The organism is Fastidiosipila sanguinis (assembly GCF_002998295.1).
Lineage (GTDB): Bacteria > Bacillota > Clostridia > Saccharofermentanales > Fastidiosipilaceae > Fastidiosipila > Fastidiosipila sanguinis.
Genome location: NZ_CP027226.1, coordinates 855,778 through 877,425, shown reverse-complemented (window position 1 = coordinate 877,425; position 21,648 = coordinate 855,778). Strand labels below are relative to the sequence as shown.

Here is a 21,648-nt window from a genome sequence, read left to right as displayed (position 1 = left end):
AACAAAAAGTTCACATATAAACAAACACACAGAAAGGAGGTCCACAGCAGACAATGTCAAACTTCAAGTTCTTACTAAAAGAGACAGACTACCAAGAGTTCTCTAGAGCCTGCGTAGATGCTGAACAAGCCATGCTATCTAGTACAGTCAGCACCTGCATTATGAGCCGGAGAGCTTTAGAATTAGCTGTCAAATGGATGTATAAATACGATATGGATTTACATTTACCATATGACGATAGACTCTCAGCTTTAATAAACGACTACACCTTTGTCGATATAGTTGGTAAAGATGTTTTGCATACAATTCGCTTTATCGTAAAAGCAGGAAACAATGCTGCTCATAACGCTGGTAAAATCAACCAGAGTACTGCCATGACCTCCTTGAGAAACCTTTTTGAATTTATCCAATGGATAGATTATAGCTATGGGGATAATTATCAGGAGAGGACTTTTGACGAGAACAAAGTCCCAACCGCCAAGAAACTTCTTGAGAGACTAAATTCTTTAGAGAAAGAAAAGCTAGTAGCAGAAGCTAAAGTAGATAATACTAAATCTCTTGCTGAAGTTCGTGAAGAAGCAGATGACACTGTCCAAGAAGAGCTGACAGAGAAACGTCAACAAGCAGAAACTATCCACCATGCTCCATTCAAGCTAGACCCAATTACAGAAGAAATAACCAGAAAAGAATTTATCAACGTGGATTTAGCTTTGGCAGGCTGGAAGCTTGGACAAAATGTCGAGGAAGAGCTAGAACTTAAAGGCATGCCTAATCATGCAGAGAAAGGTTTCGCAGATTATGTCTTGTATGGAAAAGACGGTCTACCTCTGGCAGTAGTAGAAGCTAAACGCACCCAAAAAGATCCAAACGTCGGAGCGCACCAAGCAGAACTTTATGCAGAACTAATTGAGAAACAATTTGGTAGAAGACCTTTTATATTTATTACTAATGGTTTTAGCATGTGGTTCACTGATGATGTCAGTAGAAGAAAGGTATCAGGCTTCTATACCCAAGATGATTTACAACGCTTAATCGATAGGCGTAAGATCAAGAGTCCATTAAGCAGAGTTAGAATTAATACAGAAATTGCAAGTCGACCATATCAGCGACTGGCGATTAATTCAGCTTTGGAATCTTTTTCACAGAATAAGCGAGATGCCCTATTGGTTATGGCAACAGGTACCGGTAAGACTAGAACTGCTATATCAATAGTAGATGTATTGACTAGAGCAAACTGGGCGAAGAATATACTTTTCCTAGCAGATAGGACTGCGCTAGTTAAGCAAGCAATGCGAAACTTCAATAAGCTTTTGCCAGAACTAACAGTAGCAAATCTCACTGAGAGTAATAGAGCCGATAATGATCCAAAAACTGCGAGAATGATTTTCTCCACTTATCCAACCATGATGAACGCTATAGACAATATGAGAAACGATGAGGAAGATAGAATTTTCTCTGTCGGACATTTCGATTTAATTGTTATAGATGAAGCACATAGAAGTATCTACAAGAAGTATCAGGCGATTTTTGATTACTTCGATTCCATGATACTAGGACTCACTGCTACACCTAGAGAAGATATAGATAGGAATACCTACGAGATCTTCAACCTAGAGAATGGGGTACCTACATTTGCCTATGATTTAGAAGAGGCTGTTAATGAAGGTTACTTGGTAGATTATAGGACGGTAGAAGCAGAGCTTAAATTCCCGGTTGATGGTATTAAATATGATGACTTGAGTCCAGAAGAGCAGGAGTTGTTCGAAGATACTTTCGCCGATGAGGTGGGTTCTGAGATTGCAGGTTCTGCCATTAATAACTGGGTATTTAATATAGATACTATAGACAAAGTCATTTTGCATTTCATGGAGCATGGATTGAGAACCTCAAGTGGTAATGACATAGGCAAGACTATAGTTTTTGCCCAGAATCAGAGACATGCAGACTTAATTAAGGAACGCTTCGATTTGCTTTATCCTGAGAAAGGTCCTAATTACGCAGCTGTTATAACATATAACGTTAATTATGCCCAGGATTTAATCGATAGATTCTCGGTAAAAGACAAGCTCCCTCAGATAGCAATTTCTGTAAATATGCTAGATACCGGTATTGATGTACCAGAAGTACAAAATTTAGTTTTCTTTAAGAAAGTTCGCTCCAAGACCATGTTCTGGCAAATGGTAGGTAGAGGTACTAGACTGTGTAAGGATTTACTAGGACCAGGACAAGACAAAGAATACTTCTTGATATTTGACTATGCATCTAACTTCGAATACTTCAGAGTAGCGACCAAGGATGACAATACCAAGATAGGTAGATCTTTGACCGAGAGATTATTCCTTGTAAAAGTAGATTTAATCAAAGAGTTAAGTGCATTAGTCTATCAAGATGAAAAAGAATATGTAGAGTTAAGAGAGAAATTATTAGGAGAAGTACTTGGTGAAATTATCAAACTAGATGAAGAGAACTTCCGTGTACGTCAACACTTACAATATGTAGTTAAGTATAAAGAGAAATTGAATTGGCAAAGCATTGGTCTATTAGATACAGCAGAGTTAGAAGAACATATTGCACCGTTGATACATGCGAGCTCTGATGCGGAGGTAGTACAGAGATTCGATCTATTAATGGAACTTATAGAAGTTGGGGTTTTGTTAGACCGTGTGCCAACAAGAGCAGTTAATACAGTTATAACAATTGCACGTGCTTTATCCAGCCTAGGAAATATACCACAGGTACAAGCAAAAGCAGAGACCATTAAAGAGTTGTTGGACGAAAGTTTCTGGGAAAATGCATCTGTAATAAAATTAGAGAAGATACGTGAAGAGATTAGAGACTTGGTGCAGCTTATCCCATTTACTCAACCTAAATGGTATGAAATAAATTTAGAAGATGAGTTCTTGAAGATTAGTGAAGATGAAACGCCAATGTATCAAACGCTTAATCTTGGTAATTATAGAGATAAGGTAGAAGCATATATTAGAGAGCAGAGTACCAATCCTGTAATTCAGAAAATTTATAATAATGAGAGTATAAGTTCAGCTGATCTAAGCGAAATAGAAAATGTATTATTCCATGATTTGGGTACTGCGGAGGATTATAAGTCCTACTATGGAGAGAAGCCTATAGCTCAATTAATCCGTGAGATTACAGGTCTGGACAAAGAAGCTGTGCAAAAAGCCTTTGCTGAATTCTTAGATACTTACGATTTGAATAGAGATCAAACAGAGTTCATGCGTGTACTTATGCAATATTTCGAGAATAATGGCTATCTCGAAGTAAAACAATTCCAAGAGGAGCCATTCAAGAGCATTGGTAGTATTTCTGTGGTGTTCCAACAAAATATTCAACAAATAAAAGAATTAGTTGAGATTGTGAATAAAATTAATTCTAGTTTACAGGTGGCTTAGGTTAGTTTTTCTTGATAGTTAAAGGGTTTCCCTAATTTATTCTTCCCTGAAGAAATAGAATTTATGATATAATTTGTTTTTCGTTAATGAATAATTTATTTAATTGATTTTGTATTGAATTAATATTGATTGAATATGAAATTGGTAGAGGAAAAGGGAGAATTTTTGGTATGAGTAAGATTAAAAAGTACAGTTTGATTTCTGTCATATCTGTTGTCTTGGGTTTATTGCTAGTTTTTGGCAGTACTACTCTTAATGCAGAGGCTCAAGGTACAGCAGAAGCTTTTGGTGAAATTTATCTAGATGGCAAAGCAGGAAATGATGATAATGATGGTAAAAGTACAGCCACTGCGGTCAAGACTTTTGCTAAAGCTAAAGAGTTGGCAAGCGATGATTTAAATATAAAAAATATCTATATTTCTGGGACTGTTGATTTAGAAGGTGATATATCTCTAAAAGGAACTAATGCTAAGGTTTATAGAGCAAGTGATTATAATAATTATCTTTTTAGAGTTAAGAAAGAAAGTAGTTCTACATTAACTAATATCACAATAAATGGTAATAGTGAAAATGCAACAGACAGTAAAGAATCTCTTATAGAGGTAATAGGAACATTAAATATAGGTGAAAATACAATTTTAGAAAATAATAAAATTGCTACTGGTGAGAATGTTGACAGATCTACCAAGGGTGGAGCTGTTTTTGTAAATTCTGGTACTTTGAATATGAGTTCAGGTATCATAAAAAACAATAATGCTACATTTGGTGGTGGTGTATCTGTCCAAAAAAGAGGCACATTTAACTTTACAGGTGGTGTGATTGAGAATAATGAAGCTCTATCTGGGTTAGTAACAAAAAGCTCAACAAACTATGCTGCTTCCGGTGGTGGAATATGTGTCGATAATGTAGGGGTTCTTAATATTTCAGGCAATGCTGTAGTGCAAAATAATTATTCTCAAGAAACTGGTGGTGGAATTGCCATAGGTTCTCAAGGTGCTACTACAGATGGAAATAATACACTAAACATGGATGGTGGAACTATAGACTCTAATGAATCTGGTGCTTGTGGTGGTGGAATATTCATACAAGCAGGATATTCTAGCTATAGGAATAAAGCATATATAAATTCTGGTCGAATTACTAATAACACTATGCAAGGCACTGGTAAAATGAATCATGCTTTTGGTGGTGGAGGTATTTATGTTAATGGGTTTGGACCTGGATTTAATTTTTATAATGGAGAACTATATTTAAGAAATGCTATAGTTACAGATAACTATTCTGATTTTGATGGAGCAGGGTATGCATCTTGTCCTGTATCTTTGACAAAAGTTTATGTAACTAATGGAGTTGCTCTATATGGCAATAATGCAAGTGAATTAGGAAATGAAGTTTATATATATAGTAATACAAATCCTAAAGAATACGGTGGTCATGCAGGTAATCCTGAATATGAAATAGCAGATAGAATGCTTGGTGGAAATCCATATAGATGGCAAAATGAAGATAACTCATTTCTTAAACTAGAAGATCATAAAGGAACATTAACAGAACATGATCAGAAGTTGGCTTTACACACAGCAGAACAAGCAAATGATCTAGCAAAAAAACTAGGCAAAGTAATTATCTCTGGAAATAAATCAGCAACCAGAGGTGGTGGTATTGGATCTAACGGTACTGTAACATTTGGTGTAGAAAATGACTTAACTGAAATAGCAGTAAGTAAAGTCTGGGATGATAATAACAATAAAGATAAAACTAGACCAGAATCTATCGAAGTTCAGTTGATAGCTAAACTAAAAGGTTCAAATGAAGAATTTGTTGTAGAAACAAGAACAATAGATGCAAAAGCAGAATGGAAAACTGTATTTAAAAATCTTCCAAAAGAAAATAATGGAGTAGAACTAGAGTACTCTGTAAAAGAAAAAGACATCACAGGATACGATAGTAAAATTAGTGGAAATGCAGAAGATGGATTTACCATTGAAAATAAACCTACTCCAACTACTACAACAACCACTACTGAAGCAACAACTTCAACATCTACAACAGAGGTAACAACCTCAACTACAACCACAGAACCTACTACAAGCTCTACAACTGGCACAACTGCTCCGACAACAAGTGGTACAAAACCTGTAAGCAGTCCTACAACTACTCCAAAAGTACCACCAACCACAGGTGAGAGAGTAGAGATATCAATGGGAGTATCATTACTCTTATTAGCAGTAGCAGGAGCGATGTTAGCAGTTAGAAAAAGACGTGAAGATTAATTAACTTAAGTGCAAATCTTCAAATGAACTTTGTTTATTTTAGAAACAATAGAAGTTAAAAATACTCTTGGACTTTATAAAAGTTCCAAGAGTATTTTATTATGCGATTCAATTATTGTGGAGCTAAGAATTTATCAGTAGTAATTTTCACTTTAATCAGCTCAGAATCTACAAGAGTATATTCAATATTAATATCTTTATTTTCTGTAGAATTAAATCTAATAATAGTTTCATTATTATTACTACTAATTCGAGCAACATCGCTATATTCATTAGCGTGGGCTTGGATAATGTCATCTTCTTTTGATTTGAACCTAACACCATTACTTAATTCCATATCTGAGAAAACTCCTTTGTTAGTAATTGTAATAGAGTAAACAGGTGCTGAGTCTACAGATCTAGCTTTTTCTTCAAGATTAATGATGTCAACAATAACGATGTCGTCACTAGCTTCACTGTTTACGAAAGGTACACCTACAGCGTAACTATATTGCTCTAGTTCACCAGCTTTTGTACTCTCGTAACCTAGGTCAATTAGACCTTTTGTGAAAAAAGGTAGTTTAAAATTTTTTGCCCCAAGTTTAATACCTGTAAAATCATACTTGTTTTGAGAGCTTAAACTATCTTTTGGTTTTTCAGTATTTTTATTATCTTCATTATTTGATAAATTACTGTTTGAACTACTTTTGCTTGCTTTACTATCTTCAGAATTTACTGAGTTGTTTGATAGTTTTTGGGAATTTTCAGATTCATTAGACTTTTCAGATGAGTCTTTAGTATTGTTTCTCTCTGTTAGACCAGGTTTATCTGATTTAGAAGCAGTTGTTTTCGTGGATTTATCTGTAGCATCCTTAGAGCTCTTATTAGGTACTGTTAATTTATGGGTGTTTTCGTCCTCCATAGAATCAGAAGTACTCATTTCATTAGCTCCTTCTGAAGTACCATCGATCTCAGCTCCAGTTCTTGTATTGCATGCAGAAATCATTAAGCTGGCGGATAATATTAATACCAATGCTATTTTTTGTTTGAATTTTTTCATATTTAGTCCTTTAACATTTAATTGTAACTTCAGTATAATATAAAAATACGAATTGTTTTATCAATGAATGTAAACAAATGCATATTATCCTGGAGGTAGCAACTTGCAAAATACTAAAAGATATAGAGATCTAACGGTTATGGATTTGGGGGAGAAGAGCTTAGTTTTTTCCTGTGATACTTCCTCGAGCAGTGGTGAAAAGCCTTCAGATTATCTAAATGTATCACCAGAACTTACAGCAAGGTACTGTCTTAGAGTTGCTCTATTGGAATTATTAGCAGTCAATACGAACCCTACTATGACATTCAATTTAATCGGAAATGAGATTAATCCTACAGGTCAGGCGATGTTAGAGGGTATACAATCAGAACTTGATTTAGCTGGGTATCCAGAGATTTTGCAAAATGGTAGTACAGAAGAGAATATGCCGACTTCTATGACTAGTGTATCAGTACTTCTAGTAGGAGAAGTTTTGAATAAAGAGATTTTAATCCAGCGTGCTGAAGCGGATAATTTGGTTATACAGATTGGTAGGAGGTCCGTTGGACCAGAAGTCCTGGAATTTGAGGACAAAATGATCCAATACGAAGATGTTAAACAGTTAAGAGACATCTCTGCAGTTAGAGAGATTGTTCCTGTAGGATCTAGAGGAATTCTGTATGAAGCCGAGACTTTAGCTGAGTGCAATAATTTGAAATTTGAATTGGAAGAAAATTTAATTGGCAACTCGGATCTAATTAAATCTGCCGGCCCCGCAACTACTGTGTTGGTGGCAGTAGAAAAGAGCATAGCTGACACCTTACTTGAGCGTTTTAAAGAAAAAGAAGCGAGAGTAATTGGAAGATTAGTTTAATAGGGAAAAGTTGATTTTAACTAGAATTAGTTACTATAAGAATTAACTAAGCAGGGAGAAAATAAAATGCTAGATGGTTTCATGGTATATCTACTGTTTTTTACTAGAATACCTATAAAATATGAATTTAAAGATTTTGAGAAAACTTTTAAAAATAGTATATGGTTCTTGCCGATTTTTGGTCTGATCTATGGTGGCTTGCTGGGAATTATTTTTGGATTGAGTTTATTTTTATTGAAGTCATTAGAAATTTCTGTAGTTATTTTAATTGTAATGGATGCGATGATTTCCGGAGCTTTGCATTTTGATGGTTTAGCTGACACTGCTGATGGTTTGTTCTCAGGTAGAAGTCCAGAAAGAATGAAAGAGATTATGCGAGATTCTAGGATAGGTAGTTTCGGTACAGTTGCTCTTATATCCTATGTTATGTTGTTTTTCTTTGCTTTAAAAGAACTTCTAACTCAATTATTTATGCCAAATGCTATTGTTCAACTAGGAAATATTATTCCAGCTGCTATATATGTTGCCGGTATTTATATGGTATCTAAAGCAGGTATGGCTTTTATGCACTGGAATTACAAGTATGCTAACGAGCAGGGACAAGGTAAAATTTCTGAAAATATCCCTAAATATCAGATAATAATCTCTCAAGTTTTAAGCTTAGTAATAATGCCCCTAATATTCTCATGGAAAGCAATAGTTGCATATCTAATTACTTGTCTAGTATTGTACGGTTATAAATTATTCGTGCACAAAAAGATTAATGGAATGACTGGAGATACTCTGGGTGCTACATGTCAGATTGTTAATGTTGTCTTTGTTTTAGCCTTATTAATAATCAATAATGTGATTAATTATATTCACTTGATTTTATAATTTTTGCGGAAAAGTATAGGAGTAATAATAGATGCGTTTAGTTATGGCAAGACATGGTCAAACAACTTTGAATGTGGGAAAGAAATTCTACGGTGAATTGGACCCTGATTTAACTGCGTTGGGAAAAGAGCAGGCTCTGGACTTAGCAAGGAAGCTAGAACAAAATAACTTTATCCCGGATAAGATTTATACAAGTGCTGTTAAAAGAACCATGGTAACAACTCAAATTATAACTGAAGCAAATGCTTATACTGCAGAAGTAATACATGATCCTAGATTTAGAGAAAAAAGTTTTGGCCGTTGGGAAGGGCTCGATGCAGATGAGATTGAGGCTAAATATCCTGACGAATGGTGGGCTTATATAGAAGACGCTATTAATTTTCAACCGGAAGGTGCTGAATCATATTTACATTTCAAAGAGAGAATTAATGCTGCTTTTGTAGATGCGATTAAAACATCCTTACATGAGGGCTTAGATAATTTATTTATTATAGGGCATAACGGTGTGCTACGAGATTTAAGTAATAGATTTTTAGAAACTGATACAGGATACTGGGATATTTATTTCTATCAGGGCAATCTGCATATTTATGATATTAATTCCTTAGACCAACTTGGCCAGGGTAACCTCTTGCAGGAAATTATTTAGGTTCAAGTGCTTATTCACCTAATTGTTCAAGAAAAATAAAAATTATTCTCAACTGCTGAATAAATATAGAGCAAAATTAGAAATAATAGTGTAGAATACGAACAATAATCAATTTTGAGCAATCAAAAATATGTATAGGTGAGCAGAATGAATTTTAAACGTAGTGAACGCTTAGTCGATATGACAGCACTTTTAGTGCAGAATCCGCATAAATTATTTACATTAAAAGATTTTACAACAAGATATGGTGCTGCTAAATCTTCTATTAGTGAAGATGTTGCTATTTTGCGTAAGACTTTCCAACACCAAGGTCTAGGTCAAGTTAATACTTATATAGGTGTAAGTGGAGGTTTCGAATATATTCCATTAATTCCACGTGATAAACAAATTGAACTAGTTGAATCTATTATTGAACTAATAGATGATGAGAAGAGAATTCTACCTGGTGGTTATATTTATATCTCTGATTTAATAGAGAAACCCAATGTACTTAGAGAGATTGGCAAAATTCTAGCAAGTCAACATCCAGATGATGATATCGACTACATAATGACCGTCGCTACAAAAGGTATTCCTATAGCTCAAGCCTTAAGTTATGAATTAAACGTTCCTACTTTAATTGCGAGAAAAGAATCAAAAGTTACTGAAGGTTCTACAGTATCTATTAAATACTCATCTCAATCTAATCCAAGACTGGTAAAAAATATGGAGATAGGAAGAGAGAGCATTAGACCAAACTCTAAGGTTATTTTAGTGGATGACTTTATTAGAGGTGGTGGAACAATTAAAGGTATGGAGCAGTTAGTAAATATTTTCGACTCAACTGTTGTTGCAAGATATATTTTCTGCGAAAACGTCGATGCCGAGAAAGTTAAACCTAAGGATATTCAATCTTTGGTTAGAATAGACGGTCAAAATCTCCAAAATGGAATTATTAAAGTAGGACTTGGATCATTGTTTGATTAATTGTTCGGGTTTTGTATTCATAAAATGGTAATTTATTTAAAATAATGCACTTAAGCATAATTTTGCTTGTGTAAAAACACGAAAACTCGAAATATGCACCTGAAAATGAAATTAAACGTTCGACATTTACAAATTATTAATGTATACTCTTAGCATAAAGTTCGTATTTAAGAAGGAGTGCGTAAATGGAAAAGTTTTTCAAATTGAAGAAATATGGAACTAATATTTCTACAGAAGTTTTGGCAGGTTTAACTACATTCTTTGCAATGAGTTATATCCTAATTGTTAACCCAAGTGTATTGTCTGATGCAGGCATGCCATGGGGTGGTGTTTACTTAGCAACAATTTTATCAGCAGCTATTGGTACTTTAATCATGGGTCTATATGGTAACGTACCTTATGCAGTTGCTCCAGGTATGGGATTGAATCAATTCTTTGCTTTAACAGTTGTAAAGGCATTAGGATTCTCATGGCAAGAAGCTCTTTCAATGGTCTTCATTTGTGGTGTATTCAACGTCTTGATTACAGTTACAAGTGTTCGTAAGAAGATTATTGCAGCAATTCCAGAAAACTTACAATATGCTATTGGTGGTGGTATCGGTATTTTCGTTGCTTACTTAGGTTTCATAAACGCAGGTGTATTAGAAAATGTTCCTGCAGGTGAAGCAGGTTCAAAAGCTTTAATCCCATCATTAGGATCATTTACAAATCCAGTTTTAATCGTTGCTATGATTGGTCTAGTAATCACAATTGTACTAGCAGTTCTAAATGTTAAAGGTAGTATTCTAATTGGTATTATTGCAACAGCTATTATTGGTATTCCTTTCGGTGTTACACATCTAAATGGTGATATTGTTTCAGTTAAAGAAGCATTCCAAGGCTTAGGTACAACATTTGGTGCAATCTTCACTAAAGAAGGTATTCCATCATTATTCACAGGTGGTTGGGACAGATTATTAATCTCAGCAGTTACAATTTTCTCATTCAGTTTGTCAGACGTATTTGACACAATCGGAACATTCATCGGAGCAGGTAGAAGCTCAGGTATCTTCTCACAAGAAGAAGTTGATAAGATGCAAGAAACAGTTGGTTTCGAAACAAGATTAGATAGAGCTATGGTTGCTGACTCAGTTGCAACATCAACAGGTGCTATCTTAGGTACATCAAACGCAACAACATTCGTTGAATCAGCAGCAGGTATCGGTGCTGGTGGTAGAACAGGTTTAGCTTCAGTTGTTACAGCTATAATGTTCTTACTCTGCATCTTTATTGCTCCATTAGCAAGTGTAATCCCAAGTGCAGCAACAGCTCCAGCTTTGATCGTAGTTGGTATCATGATGTTAGGTAGCTTTGGTAAAATTAACTGGGAAGATCTCTCAGAGGCAGTTCCATGCTTCTTCACAAGTATCTTCATGGGTCTAAGTTACTCAATCTCATACGGTATTGCATTTGGTTTCATAACATACACAATTGTTAAAATAACAAAGAAAGAATGGAAAGATTTGAACCCAATAATTATTGTTTCATCACTACTATTCATACTTTACTTCATTGTTATGGCTAAACTATAATTTTAAATAAATTATGAGATTAACGAACAGCATCCTACTTGTTAGGGTGCTGTTTTTATTATGAGGGTGATTTTGAAAAGTGGATTTGCTTTTGTAGGGTTATTATCAAATTGTAAAATTATTAGCGGGCAAAATTAGCGGGCAAAAGGACAGAATTTATATATGCTATAATTTCTTTATCTAATTATCAGGGTAATTAGTATTACCCCTAACACTCAATTTAAGGAGAATCCTTATGGATAACAACGAAAATAAACGACCTCGAATGAGTAAAGCAGAAGCGGCAAGAGTTCTTGGCGTTGATATTAATGCCAATGATTATGAAATTGAATCTGCCTATACTCGCAAAAATATGGCTATGAGAGGGCAAGTAACTGCTGAATCAGCCGAGTTCAATAGGCAGATTAATGAAGCATATGACGTTTTGCGAGGGTTCGAAGAATATAGCTTCCAAGGTAGAGAAATAGGTGGTAAGAAGACCGGTGAATGGGCTAATATTTGGCACTATGGTAAGTATTATTTATTAGCAGGAGTAATTGCTTTCGTATTTATATTCGGAATGATTTTCTCAGTGAAAAATACTCCTGAATACGATATGGTTCTTGGGGTTTTTGGAGAATTTATAGAGAATGCAGATTCCTTAAAAGTAGATAAAGTTTTAAAGATAGAAACTATAATTAATGAGCAAAATAAGGAAATAAATAATTTAAGGACTAGTTTTAATTTTATCTCAGATAACAAGGATGCTGAAGCTAGGATTGTTAATGCGTCTTATTCTGTAAGAACACTCCTTTTATCTGGTGCAGAGCATTATGATGTCTTGATTTTAGACAAAGAACAATATGAGTTTTTCTTAGAAAAAGGTGCTTTGATGCCTTTGGATGATGTTTATAACCAGATTGAAACAAATCATCCTGAATTATTGCAGGATTATTTTAGTACATCTATTGGAAGGGTAAAACAAGAAAACTTACCAGATGATTGGGAGAATAAGTCTCATGTGTATGCTTTTAATTTAAGCAAAAACCAAGCTCTAAATGGTATTGATATTATTGGCGAGGATCAATATGTAGCTGTGGCATTCAATACCAAGCAAGATCAAATGGCAAAAGCAACAGTTTATAATCTTCTCACTAGCATTACAGATTGGTATAACCCAGAAATGATTAAGCTGAATAACAAATCTAAAAATCCTGATCCTGAAACTGAGTATTACAGAGCTAAAGACAGAGAAAAAGATGCAGAATATGATAAAGTCTTTGAGGAAGAATAGATAGTAGGAAGATTGCAATATTGTAAAAATAGATTAAGAAAAAATAAAACCGTGTCAGCTAAAAAGATGCTACACGGTTTGTTTATTATAGTTTATCGGATTTCATTCGAACGGATTCAAGTAGCTCAAGACATTCACTTTTATTTAATTCTCGAATTTCTGAATCAGCTTCATCTTGAAGCTCAATTGAACCATAACTTACTCTATGTAGTACTGTAACTTCTTTACCCAAGGCATGCATGATACGCTTGACCTCATGGAACTTACCCTCATAGAGTGTGAGGTAGGCAGAGGTGTCAGAGATTATCTCTAACTCTGCAGGCAAAGCTTGTTCCTCTTCGTTTAGCCAGACGCCTTGCTTGACTTCCTCTATATCATCTTCATTGAAAACATGATCTAATATGTCAACTTCTAAATAATAAACTCTAGGTATTTTATATTTAGGTGAGAGGAGACGATGCATGAGCTCACCATTGTTCGTGAAAATTAGCAATCCACTTGTGTCTTTGTCTAATCTACCAACCGGCATTATTTTCTTATGCGAGAATATATCAGGTAAAATTTGAACCAAAGCATTAGGATCTTCAATATCCATAGAAGTAATAAAACCTGTCGGTTTGTTCATAATATAGTATAGATGTTTACTGACGTTGATTGCTTCATTGTCAAATAGCAAGTCATTTTTGTCAGCATCAGAAATTTGAATTTTACCACTGCGTAAAATTTCCCCATGCAAACTGATTCTGCCTTTTCGTATGAATTCTTTAACTTCTTTTCTTGTACCCAAGCCACTATTGGCCAAAATTCTATCTAGTCTCATACTGGTATTTTAACAGAATTAAAAATCTAATAACTATTAAAAATTAGCATTTACTGGTAAAATAGTATTAATTACGCAAGTTAAAAATGTTATATATAAATTATTTAAAATTATTTAAAAGAATTTGAGGAATACTAAATGGACTATTTAGAGGGAATGTTATTGCACTCATGGTGGAGCGATACAGATTATGAAACTAGAAAGCATAAGGGGACTTGGGTTTTTTATAGTTTTCTTATGTTTTTAGCTTTAGCAGGGACTGTTGCTCAACTTAATTTAACAGGTACAGCAACTTTAACAAATTATAATGGGATTATGCGAGTATTTTTAATTGTCCTATTTTTGCTTACTCCAATTATTTGTAAGGTATATTTTAAACTACCTTTTGTTGGAAGGCTTGTAGCTTTATCTGCGCTAGCGTTTAAATATTTGTCATTATTTATTGTTATAATAAGCAGTGTTGCTAATTTGTTGATACTTCCAGAATCAGTCACAATAAATTCAATTTTGAATTGGGGTAATACAACTGTTGGAGATTTCTTGACAGAAACTACTGCAAGGTTTCAGGTTAGTGGATTATTTATCGGTGGATTCATTATTGGAATTATTAGTTTATTGATTGGTTTATTGATATTAGCAATATTAGTTTTCTATCCTATTTTGTTGTTGAAGGCGTTTAATTTGTGTCAATACATGTGGGATATGGCATTTTTGTATGTCTTGGAAAAAGTAAATGATAAATATATCGTAAATTCTTCTCAAGATAAGCTTCTAAATAAAAAGAAAATTACACAAGAGGCTAAAAAAGATATACAATAGAAGATGTGTAATTTAGATGTGCTTTAGGCTCATCTTTAGTAAAATAAAGTAAAGATAAAGAAAAGGAGTATTATATGCGCAAGACAAAAATAGTATGTACTTTAGGACCAGCATGTGAAGCTGAAGATAAATTACGTCAACTAATTTTAAATGGTATGAACGTAGCAAGATTTAACTTCTCACACGGTGACTTCGAAGAACATGGTGGTAGATTTAAGAACATCAAGAAGATTTCAGAAGAGGAAAACAAGATTGTTGCAACTCTATTAGACACAAAAGGTCCTGAAATCAGAACTGGTAAATTCAAAGATAAAAAAGTATTGTTAGAAAAAGGTTCAGAAGTAGTTATTCGCCACGAAGATATCGAAGGTGACGCAACACAATTCTCATGTACCTATAAGACTTTACACGAAGATGTTAAGCCAGGCGACATTATCATGATCGATGATGGTCTAATCGAATTAGACGTAGTTGCAATCGAAGGAAAAGATGTTAAGACAGTCGTTAGAAACGAAGGTCCTGTTTCAACATACAAAGGTATGAACTTACCAAACATCAATACACAATTACCTGCAATGACAGACAAAGATAAAGCTGACTTGCAATTTGGTGTAGAAAAAGGTTATGACTTCGTAGCTGCTTCATTCGTACGTAAAGCATCAGACGTTGATGAAATTAGAGCATTCTTTGCTGAGCACGGTGATAATGATATCAAGATTATTTCTAAGATTGAGAACCAAGAAGGTATTGATAACTTCGAAGAAATTCTAGAAGCATCAGACGGTATCATGGTTGCTAGAGGTGACTTAGGTGTTGAAATTCCACCACAAAAAGTTCCTGCATACCAAAAATACATCTTACAACGTTGTTTAGAAGAAGGTAAATTCGCTATTACAGCTACTCAAATGTTAGACTCAATGCAAGATAACCCACGTCCAACAAGAGCTGAAGTTTCAGACGTTGCTAACGCAGTATATGATGGTACAGGTGCAACAATGTTATCTGGTGAGTCAGCAAATGGTGACTACCCAATCGAATCAGTTAAGATGATGAGCTTAATCGATGAAGAGACTGAAGCTGATCTAGACTACGAGCTAAACTTCGAAACAGAATTAAGAGATTTCGAACCAGCAACAGTCGCTACATCAGTAGCACAAGCTGCTGTAATGGCATCATTCAACTTAGAAGCAGACATCATTGTTGCAGTAACAAATGATGTTGAAGAAGTTGGTCAAATTTCTAAATTCCGTCCAGAAGCTCCAATCGTTATCGGTTTCACAAATGCACGTGCAGCACGTCAAGCAAACTTACACTGGGGTGTAGTACCTGTAATTATTGAAGAAGGCGACAACCAAATCGAAAAAGTTAAAGCTGCAGCAGCTGAAAAAGGCTTGCTAGAAGCTGGACACTTGGTAATCGAATTAGACGGTTGTGAATGTAAAGGTCTAACTTCAATGAAAGTTACAGAATACGAAGGTTAATTTGAACTTTAGAGGCGAAAGATGTTTAAATTTCGTAAGTTAAAATCAATTTTAACCGAAGAATATAAAAGTAAAATAGATGTTACTTGTCCGCAATGCGGGCAGGTGACATCTTTTTCTTATGGAAAAGAACTTCCAAAACAAAATCAAATCATTTGCAGGAACTGTAAAAAAGATATAAAGAATGATTTTTTCGAGATTATTTTAGATAAAGAAATTAACTCTCTAGAAGAGCTAAAAGTTTATATTCTTAAACTTATTATTTTTTCCCTTGTCTTATCTATGCTAATAGGAATATTTTTGTATTTTAAGAGAAGTAGTGTTATAGGCTATTTTCTCCTGCTTATCCCACTCGTGGTGATGATAGTAACAGCTCTCAAATATTTCCAAATTAAAAGCAAAATAGCTGAATTAAAACAAATTAGAGCTAAGTTCGGCTTTTAATAATTTATTCAAAAAAAGTTATAATTATTGTCTAAGTGATTTATACCTTATTCATTTTTCTTTAGTAAACTATTTCTAGTTTTATCGTATTAATTCAGGAGGAAAATGAATGAGGAGACAAGAAAAAAAGCAAAAAAGATTTGCGAAAGTATTTGCTTCTTTACTAGCAATTAGTTTATTAATAAGTAGTTGTAATTCTGGTGAAGTTCTAAAAACTATCGGTGGAAATAAAAATGAAACAACAGCTACTCGAGTAAATGAGCAAAGGGAAGATGAGAGCGAGACAAGTCAAGATACAAACTCAACAACTGATAGTGAGAAAGAAGATAATAGCAAACCAACTGACAGACACTTCGATATAGAAGCAGCTTCAAAACGAAAAGGTAAAAACTCATTAGGCCATGAGCCACTATCAACAGTAGAGATTGCAGAAAAAACTAAAGCCGCAGTAGTCGCTATAACTACTACTGGCGTTAGAGAAACACCTTTAGGCGTTTTTGATTTTCAGAGTGCAGGTTCAGGCGTATTAATTTCAGAAGATGGTTATATAGTTACAAATAATCACGTTATTGCTAACGCAAAACAAATTGATGTTGTTTTAGCAACTGGTGAGACTTATAGAGCTAAACTTGTAGGTACAGCACCATCTAAAGATATTGCAGTTATTAAAATAGAAGAGAAAAATTTACCTTTTGTTGAGATTGGAAATTCAGATGATTTAATGGTCGGAGAGCTGGCAGTTGCAGTAGGTAACCCATTGGGTGACTTTAATGGAACAGTTACAACTGGAATTATTTCATCATTGGGCCGTAGACTAGTACTTGAAGGATCTGTAGAGTTAAGTAACTTGATACAGACTGATGCAGCTATTAACTCAGGAAATTCAGGTGGTGGTTTATTTAACTCTTATGGTGAGTTAATTGGTATAAACGTTGCTAAAGCTAGAGCGAGAGAAAACAGTAATTCAGCACCTGTAGAAGGTTTAGGTTTTGCAATTCCAATCAACACTGTAGCTCCTATTGTTAATTCTTTAATTAATAAAGGTTATCTAGAAGGTATGCCATCATTAGGAATATATGGCTCTGATGTTTCAGAAAGTATGGCTCAAGCCTATCCAGAAATTTTAGTACCAGGTGTATGGATAAGAGATATAGCTGAAAATAGTCCAGTATTAGAGTCTGGTCTAAAAGTAGGAGATATTATTACAGGTCTTGCAGGTGAGAAAGTAACTAGCGTTGCTCAACTTAATATTATTAAAAATAGATATAAAGCTGGCGATGAAGTAGATATAGAGTTCTATAGAAATGGTGAGACTCATAATAGTAAAGTTACACTTGCCGAAGCCAAACATGACTAAACCTTTTTTAGTATTGTAAATAATAAACTCAAACAGACTCTCTGTTTATATAACAGAGGGTCTATTTTTGTTTAATTTTAACGGGTTTTTGTGATATTTAGATGTAATACATGTTTGTATATTTTTTATTAAATTGGTTATACTTGTATTGATTTTAATAGAGTTAGGTGAGTATGGAAAAAGAGAGTAAAAAAAGCAGTTCAGCATTCTTGAGAATTGCTGGTTATATTAAACCGTTCAAATTACAAGCTATAGTTGGTCCAGCGGCCAAAATGATAGAAGCAGTCATAGAGTTATTAATACCTCTAATTATGGCTAAAATGATTGATTCAATACCTAAACATCAGGGTGATAGTAAGTTTTTCTTATTGTCAGGTCTGGGGTTATTGTTAATTGTTATTGCCAGTTTCGGATTTTCTTGTATTTGTCAGTACATGGCTTCTGTAGCATCACAAGGTGTAGGGACACATATAAGACGAGATCTATATAAAAAGATTCAAACTTTCTCCTTCAGACAATTGGATAAATTTGGTGCAGTTAGTTTGAGTAATAGATTAACTTTAGATATTGGAAACATTCAATTTGCAGTAGCTAAATTTATTAGGTTACTATTCCGAGCTCCATTATTGATAATTGGCTCTACTGTAGCTGCCTTTATTATTTCTCCATCTATAGCACTTATCTTTATTCCTATAATTATTTTTATTTTTGCACTTTTAATATTTTTAATGAGCAAGACAATTCCTATGCAAGTACAGGCTCAAGAGGATACTGATGAGTTAGGTAGCTTAGTCCAAGATCAATTAGGCGGTATTAGAATTATTAGGGCATTTAATCGCTCTAAACATGAGAAGGATTTTTTCCTAAAGAATAATAAAGCTTTAAACTTTATTCTTGAGAAAATAGGTAAACTTTCGGCACTGCTTACACCAGGTTCAGCTTTGATAATTAATCTAGCAACTATTTTTGTCTTGGTCCTTGGTGGAGATAGAATCCAAATGCAGACTTTAACTGCAGGAGAATTGATCGCACTAATTAATTACTTGGGCTTAGTTTTGCAAGGTGTCACAGTTCTAACAACTCTTCTAGTAGAAGTTCCTAGAATTATGAGTTCATGTGAGAGATTAGCAGAGGCACTTGATACTGAGCCTGAGATTCAAGTGTTAAGTGAAGAAGAGATTAATCTAATTGATAGCGAAAGATATAGAACAGCAGATCCTAAGTCGGCAAAAACATATGCATTAGAAGTAGCTGGTGCAAAAAATGATAATCTCTTGTGTGTAAACTCTATAGATTTTGCCTATGCAAGAGATGCAAAACCTGTTTTAGCTGAAATTTCCTTTGCACTAAATAGAGGAGAAAGTTTAGGTATTATAGGAGCTACCGGTTCTGGAAAGAGTAGTTTAGCGAGAATAATTCAAAGATTCTATGAAGCTAGTTTTGGCCAAATCTATATTAATGGTAAAGATATAAGAAATATGGAGAGAGCTGAGATTATTCAAAATATAACTTATGTTCCACAAAAACCACTCCTTTTTACAGGTACTATCAGAGAGAATATTAGTCTAGGTTTATCAGAAGCGGAGAAAGATGAATTAGCTAACTTAGATAAGAGACTCTGGGATGCTCTAGAGATAGCACAGGCTAAGGATTTTGTTGAAGGTAAACAGAATGGCTTAGATGCTGAAGTTGAGAGAAATGGTAGAAACTTTAGTGGTGGACAGAGACAGAGACTATCAATTGCTAGAGCTTTGGCGTTACAAACTCCTATTGTAATATTTGATGACTCAGCTAGTGCCTTGGATTATGCTACTGAAGCGAAATTGAATAATGCTATACGTAATTTGTCTTGGAAACCTGCGATGATTTACATATCACAAAGAGTTAGAAGTATGCAGAATATGGATAAAATTATTCTGCTTGATACAGGACGAATAGTTGCTGAGGGTACCCATGAAGAACTACTCGAAAACAGTCAATTATACAAAGAGATTTATCTAAGTCAAGAAAAGCCAGTAGAAGCAGGTGATAATAATGAGTAGAAATAGAAAAAATAAGAATATTTCCAATGGATCTATCTGGAAGAATTTCCTACGCCTTATGGAATATGGTAAAACCCATAAGTTACTCCTTGCTTTCACGATTTTTCTAGGTCTTCTAGTAGGTGTTTTCCAGCTATTAGTTCCTTTGCAAATTGCAAAAATTCTTGATGCTTACGTTGTCGGTAATTATAAGCAAGTACAAAATATTTCTATACTTGCCGTTATTTATATTTTTTCATTTGTAGCAGAGTTAATACTAGGTCGAAATGTTGCTAAATTAAGTAATAGAATAAGTAGTAGTTTAAGGGGCGAAACTTTTGCCCATTTAACAGAGCTACCAACCTCATTCTATGATAGAAGTAAGCAGGGAGATGTAATAAGCAGACTAACAAATGATGTCCAAGCTGTGGCTATTTCTATACAGAATATTTTACAAGAAATATTTTCTGGTGTTGTTATCCTAATTGGAGCAGTAATACTAATGCTTAGAATGGATTTATTGGTAGCATCCCTGGTTATCTTATTAACTCCAATTTCATTTTTTATTACAAGTAGTATTGCCTTTGCTTCAAACAAGCTATTCTTAGAACAGTCCAAAGTTACAGGTGAAATCCAAGCATATTCAGAAGAGATGATTACCGGACAAAAAGTGATACGTGCTTTTGCTGCAGAGGACAAGACACAAGCTGAATACGATAAGCTAAATGAGCAATTATATGAAGTTGGTCAAAAAGCTCAATTTGTCTCATCCTTGACTAATCCGGGTACAAGATTGGTTAATAACATTACATATATTGTAGTTGGAGTTATGGCAATTGTTTTGGCTGCAAAAGGTGAGATCAGTGTTGGTGCAATTAGTGCATTTCTGACTTATGCTTTGCAATATGCTAAACCAGTTAATCAGATAGCTCAAGTTATGACAGAAATTCAGGCAGGACTGGCATCATCAGAAAGAATTTTTGAAATCTTAGACCTTGAGAGTTTGGATTCAGAGATAGACAAACCAGAGTTGACATTCTACGGTGGAAATATAGAATTCACTGATTTAAGTTTCGCTTATGAAAAGCATCAGAAATTAATAGAAAACTTGAATTTAAGTGTTAAGTCAGGACAAACTGTAGCGATTGTCGGTCCAACTGGTGCGGGCAAGACTACTCTGGTTAATTTGCTAATGCGCTTCTATGAGCCACAAAAAGGTGCAATTTATCTAGACTCACAAGACATTGCTGAAGTAAAAAGAGATAGTGTGAGATCCTTGTATGGTATGGTCCTGCAAGAAACATGGTTGTTGAGATCATCAATTTTTGACAATATCGCTTATGGAAAATCAGACGGAAAAGCTAGTGAAGCCGAAGTAATAGAAGCTGCTAAGAAGGCGCAAGCTCATGATTTCATTATGCAATTAGAAGAAGGTTATCAAACCAAACTAGCTAGTGCATCTGCAAATCTTTCTACAGGGCAAAAACAATTATTGACTCTTGCAAGAGTATTTATAAGCAAACCTGACATGCTAATTCTTGACGAAGCAACTTCAGATATTGATACCAGAACAGAAATCTTGGTACAAAAAGCTTTCGCCGAACTAATGAAGGGTAAGACCAGCTTCATAATTGCCCATCGACTTTCTACAATAAAGAATGCCGATCTGATACTGGTTATGAACCAAGGTGATGTAGTAGAAGTAGGTACTCATGATGAACTTATAGAGAAAGAGGGATTCTATTACAATCTATTTAATAGCCAATTTGCTTAGCTAGTTAAACAGTTTTAGAACT

At 34.4% G+C, this 21,648-nt stretch carries 16 protein-coding genes; 14 read left to right on the top strand and 2 right to left on the bottom strand.

Annotated elements, in window-relative coordinates; genetic code table 11:
• Positions 1-53 precede the first annotated feature (53 nt).
• Positions 54-3,410: a DEAD/DEAH box helicase family protein gene (locus tag C5Q98_RS03770; RefSeq protein ID WP_106012380.1), complete on the top strand. Its 3,357-nt coding sequence runs from the start codon at positions 54-56 to the stop codon at positions 3,408-3,410.
• Positions 3,411-3,580: 170 nt separating this feature from the next.
• Positions 3,581-5,683 carry a Cna B-type domain-containing protein gene (locus C5Q98_RS03765; protein WP_106012379.1) on the top strand — a complete coding sequence of 701 codons (2,103 nt, stop codon included), beginning with the start codon at positions 3,581-3,583 and terminating at the stop codon, positions 5,681-5,683.
• A gap of 112 nt (positions 5,684-5,795) precedes the next feature.
• Here C5Q98_RS03765 and C5Q98_RS03760 read toward each other — a convergent pair whose 3' ends face one another.
• Positions 5,796-6,722, bottom strand: a complete 927-nt coding sequence (locus C5Q98_RS03760; RefSeq protein WP_106012378.1) for a hypothetical protein — start codon at positions 6,720-6,722, stop codon at positions 5,796-5,798.
• Positions 6,723-6,825: 103 nt separating this feature from the next.
• Here C5Q98_RS03760 and C5Q98_RS03755 point away from each other — a divergent pair, with 103 nt between their 5' ends.
• From C5Q98_RS03755 to C5Q98_RS03730, 6 genes are all read left to right on the top strand, one after another.
• Positions 6,826-7,575, top strand: coding sequence for a hypothetical protein (locus C5Q98_RS03755; RefSeq protein ID WP_106012377.1), 750 nt, complete (start codon positions 6,826-6,828; stop codon positions 7,573-7,575).
• A gap of 66 nt (positions 7,576-7,641) precedes the next feature.
• A complete protein-coding gene (cobS, locus tag C5Q98_RS03750; RefSeq protein ID WP_106012376.1) occupies positions 7,642-8,451 on the top strand; it encodes an adenosylcobinamide-GDP ribazoletransferase in 810 nt (269 codons plus the stop codon).
• A gap of 31 nt (positions 8,452-8,482) precedes the next feature.
• The gene (locus tag C5Q98_RS03745; RefSeq protein WP_106012375.1) at positions 8,483-9,100 is read left to right on the top strand and encodes a histidine phosphatase family protein; all 618 of its coding nucleotides are present in this window, start codon (positions 8,483-8,485) and stop codon (positions 9,098-9,100) included.
• A 147-nt stretch (positions 9,101-9,247) separates the two neighbouring features.
• Positions 9,248-10,066, top strand: a complete 819-nt coding sequence (gene purR, locus C5Q98_RS03740) for a pur operon repressor (protein ID WP_106012374.1) — start codon at positions 9,248-9,250, stop codon at positions 10,064-10,066.
• Between the two features lie 185 nt (positions 10,067-10,251).
• The gene (locus C5Q98_RS03735; RefSeq protein ID WP_106012373.1) at positions 10,252-11,637 is read left to right on the top strand and encodes an NCS2 family permease; all 1,386 of its coding nucleotides are present in this window, start codon (positions 10,252-10,254) and stop codon (positions 11,635-11,637) included.
• 235 nt (positions 11,638-11,872) lie between these two features.
• On the top strand, positions 11,873-12,910 hold the full coding sequence (locus C5Q98_RS03730; RefSeq protein WP_106012372.1) for a J domain-containing protein: 1,038 nt from the start codon (positions 11,873-11,875) through the stop codon (positions 12,908-12,910).
• Positions 12,911-12,995: 85 nt separating this feature from the next.
• Here C5Q98_RS03730 and C5Q98_RS03725 read toward each other — a convergent pair whose 3' ends face one another.
• Positions 12,996-13,730, bottom strand: coding sequence for a pseudouridine synthase (locus tag C5Q98_RS03725; RefSeq protein WP_106013072.1), 735 nt, complete (start codon positions 13,728-13,730; stop codon positions 12,996-12,998).
• Positions 13,731-13,868: 138 nt separating this feature from the next.
• Here C5Q98_RS03725 and C5Q98_RS03720 point away from each other — a divergent pair, with 138 nt between their 5' ends.
• The 6 genes from C5Q98_RS03720 (at position 13,869) to C5Q98_RS03695 (ending at position 21,626) form a co-directional block, all read left to right on the top strand.
• Positions 13,869-14,549 carry a hypothetical protein gene (locus C5Q98_RS03720; protein ID WP_106012371.1) on the top strand — a complete coding sequence of 227 codons (681 nt, stop codon included), beginning with the start codon at positions 13,869-13,871 and terminating at the stop codon, positions 14,547-14,549.
• Between the two features lie 74 nt (positions 14,550-14,623).
• Positions 14,624-16,030, top strand: coding sequence for a pyruvate kinase (pyk, locus tag C5Q98_RS03715; protein WP_106012370.1), 1,407 nt, complete (start codon positions 14,624-14,626; stop codon positions 16,028-16,030).
• A gap of 21 nt (positions 16,031-16,051) precedes the next feature.
• Complete coding sequence (locus C5Q98_RS03710) at positions 16,052-16,474, top strand: hypothetical protein (RefSeq protein ID WP_106012369.1); 423 nt, start codon at positions 16,052-16,054, stop codon at positions 16,472-16,474.
• Between the two features lie 109 nt (positions 16,475-16,583).
• Positions 16,584-17,831 (top strand): S1C family serine protease, encoded by a 1,248-nt coding sequence (locus C5Q98_RS03705; RefSeq protein ID WP_106012368.1) that lies wholly within the window; start codon positions 16,584-16,586, stop codon positions 17,829-17,831.
• Between the two features lie 173 nt (positions 17,832-18,004).
• Entirely contained in the window at positions 18,005-19,873 is a 1,869-nt protein-coding gene (locus tag C5Q98_RS03700) for an ABC transporter ATP-binding protein (RefSeq protein WP_106012367.1), read from the top strand.
• Positions 19,866-21,626: an ABC transporter ATP-binding protein gene (locus C5Q98_RS03695; RefSeq protein WP_106012366.1), complete on the top strand. Its 1,761-nt coding sequence runs from the start codon at positions 19,866-19,868 to the stop codon at positions 21,624-21,626. Before C5Q98_RS03700 ends, C5Q98_RS03695 begins: the two co-directional genes overlap by 8 nt.
• Positions 21,627-21,648 lie beyond the last annotated feature (22 nt).

Bases quoted from the DNA above. Each gene is read 5' to 3' on its own strand.
- C5Q98_RS03770 (WP_106012380.1), top strand. From the start codon at position 54: ATGTCAAACTTCAAGTTCTTACTAAAAGAGACAGACTACCAAGAGTTC.
- C5Q98_RS03765 (WP_106012379.1), top strand. From the start codon at position 3,581: ATGAGTAAGATTAAAAAGTACAGTTTGATTTCTGTCATATCTGTTGTC.
- C5Q98_RS03760 (WP_106012378.1), bottom strand. From the start codon at position 6,722: ATGAAAAAATTCAAACAAAAAATAGCATTGGTATTAATATTATCCGCC.
- cobS (WP_106012376.1), top strand. From the start codon at position 7,642: ATGCTAGATGGTTTCATGGTATATCTACTGTTTTTTACTAGAATACCT.
- C5Q98_RS03745 (WP_106012375.1), top strand. From the start codon at position 8,483: ATGCGTTTAGTTATGGCAAGACATGGTCAAACAACTTTGAATGTGGGA.
- purR (WP_106012374.1), top strand. From the start codon at position 9,248: ATGAATTTTAAACGTAGTGAACGCTTAGTCGATATGACAGCACTTTTA.
- C5Q98_RS03735 (WP_106012373.1), top strand. From the start codon at position 10,252: ATGGAAAAGTTTTTCAAATTGAAGAAATATGGAACTAATATTTCTACA.
- C5Q98_RS03730 (WP_106012372.1), top strand. From the start codon at position 11,873: ATGGATAACAACGAAAATAAACGACCTCGAATGAGTAAAGCAGAAGCG.
- C5Q98_RS03725 (WP_106013072.1), bottom strand. From the start codon at position 13,730: ATGAGACTAGATAGAATTTTGGCCAATAGTGGCTTGGGTACAAGAAAA.
- C5Q98_RS03720 (WP_106012371.1), top strand. From the start codon at position 13,869: ATGGACTATTTAGAGGGAATGTTATTGCACTCATGGTGGAGCGATACA.
- pyk (WP_106012370.1), top strand. From the start codon at position 14,624: ATGCGCAAGACAAAAATAGTATGTACTTTAGGACCAGCATGTGAAGCT.
- C5Q98_RS03710 (WP_106012369.1), top strand. From the start codon at position 16,052: ATGTTTAAATTTCGTAAGTTAAAATCAATTTTAACCGAAGAATATAAA.
- C5Q98_RS03705 (WP_106012368.1), top strand. From the start codon at position 16,584: ATGAGGAGACAAGAAAAAAAGCAAAAAAGATTTGCGAAAGTATTTGCT.
- C5Q98_RS03700 (WP_106012367.1), top strand. From the start codon at position 18,005: ATGGAAAAAGAGAGTAAAAAAAGCAGTTCAGCATTCTTGAGAATTGCT.
- C5Q98_RS03695 (WP_106012366.1), top strand. From the start codon at position 19,866: ATGAGTAGAAATAGAAAAAATAAGAATATTTCCAATGGATCTATCTGG.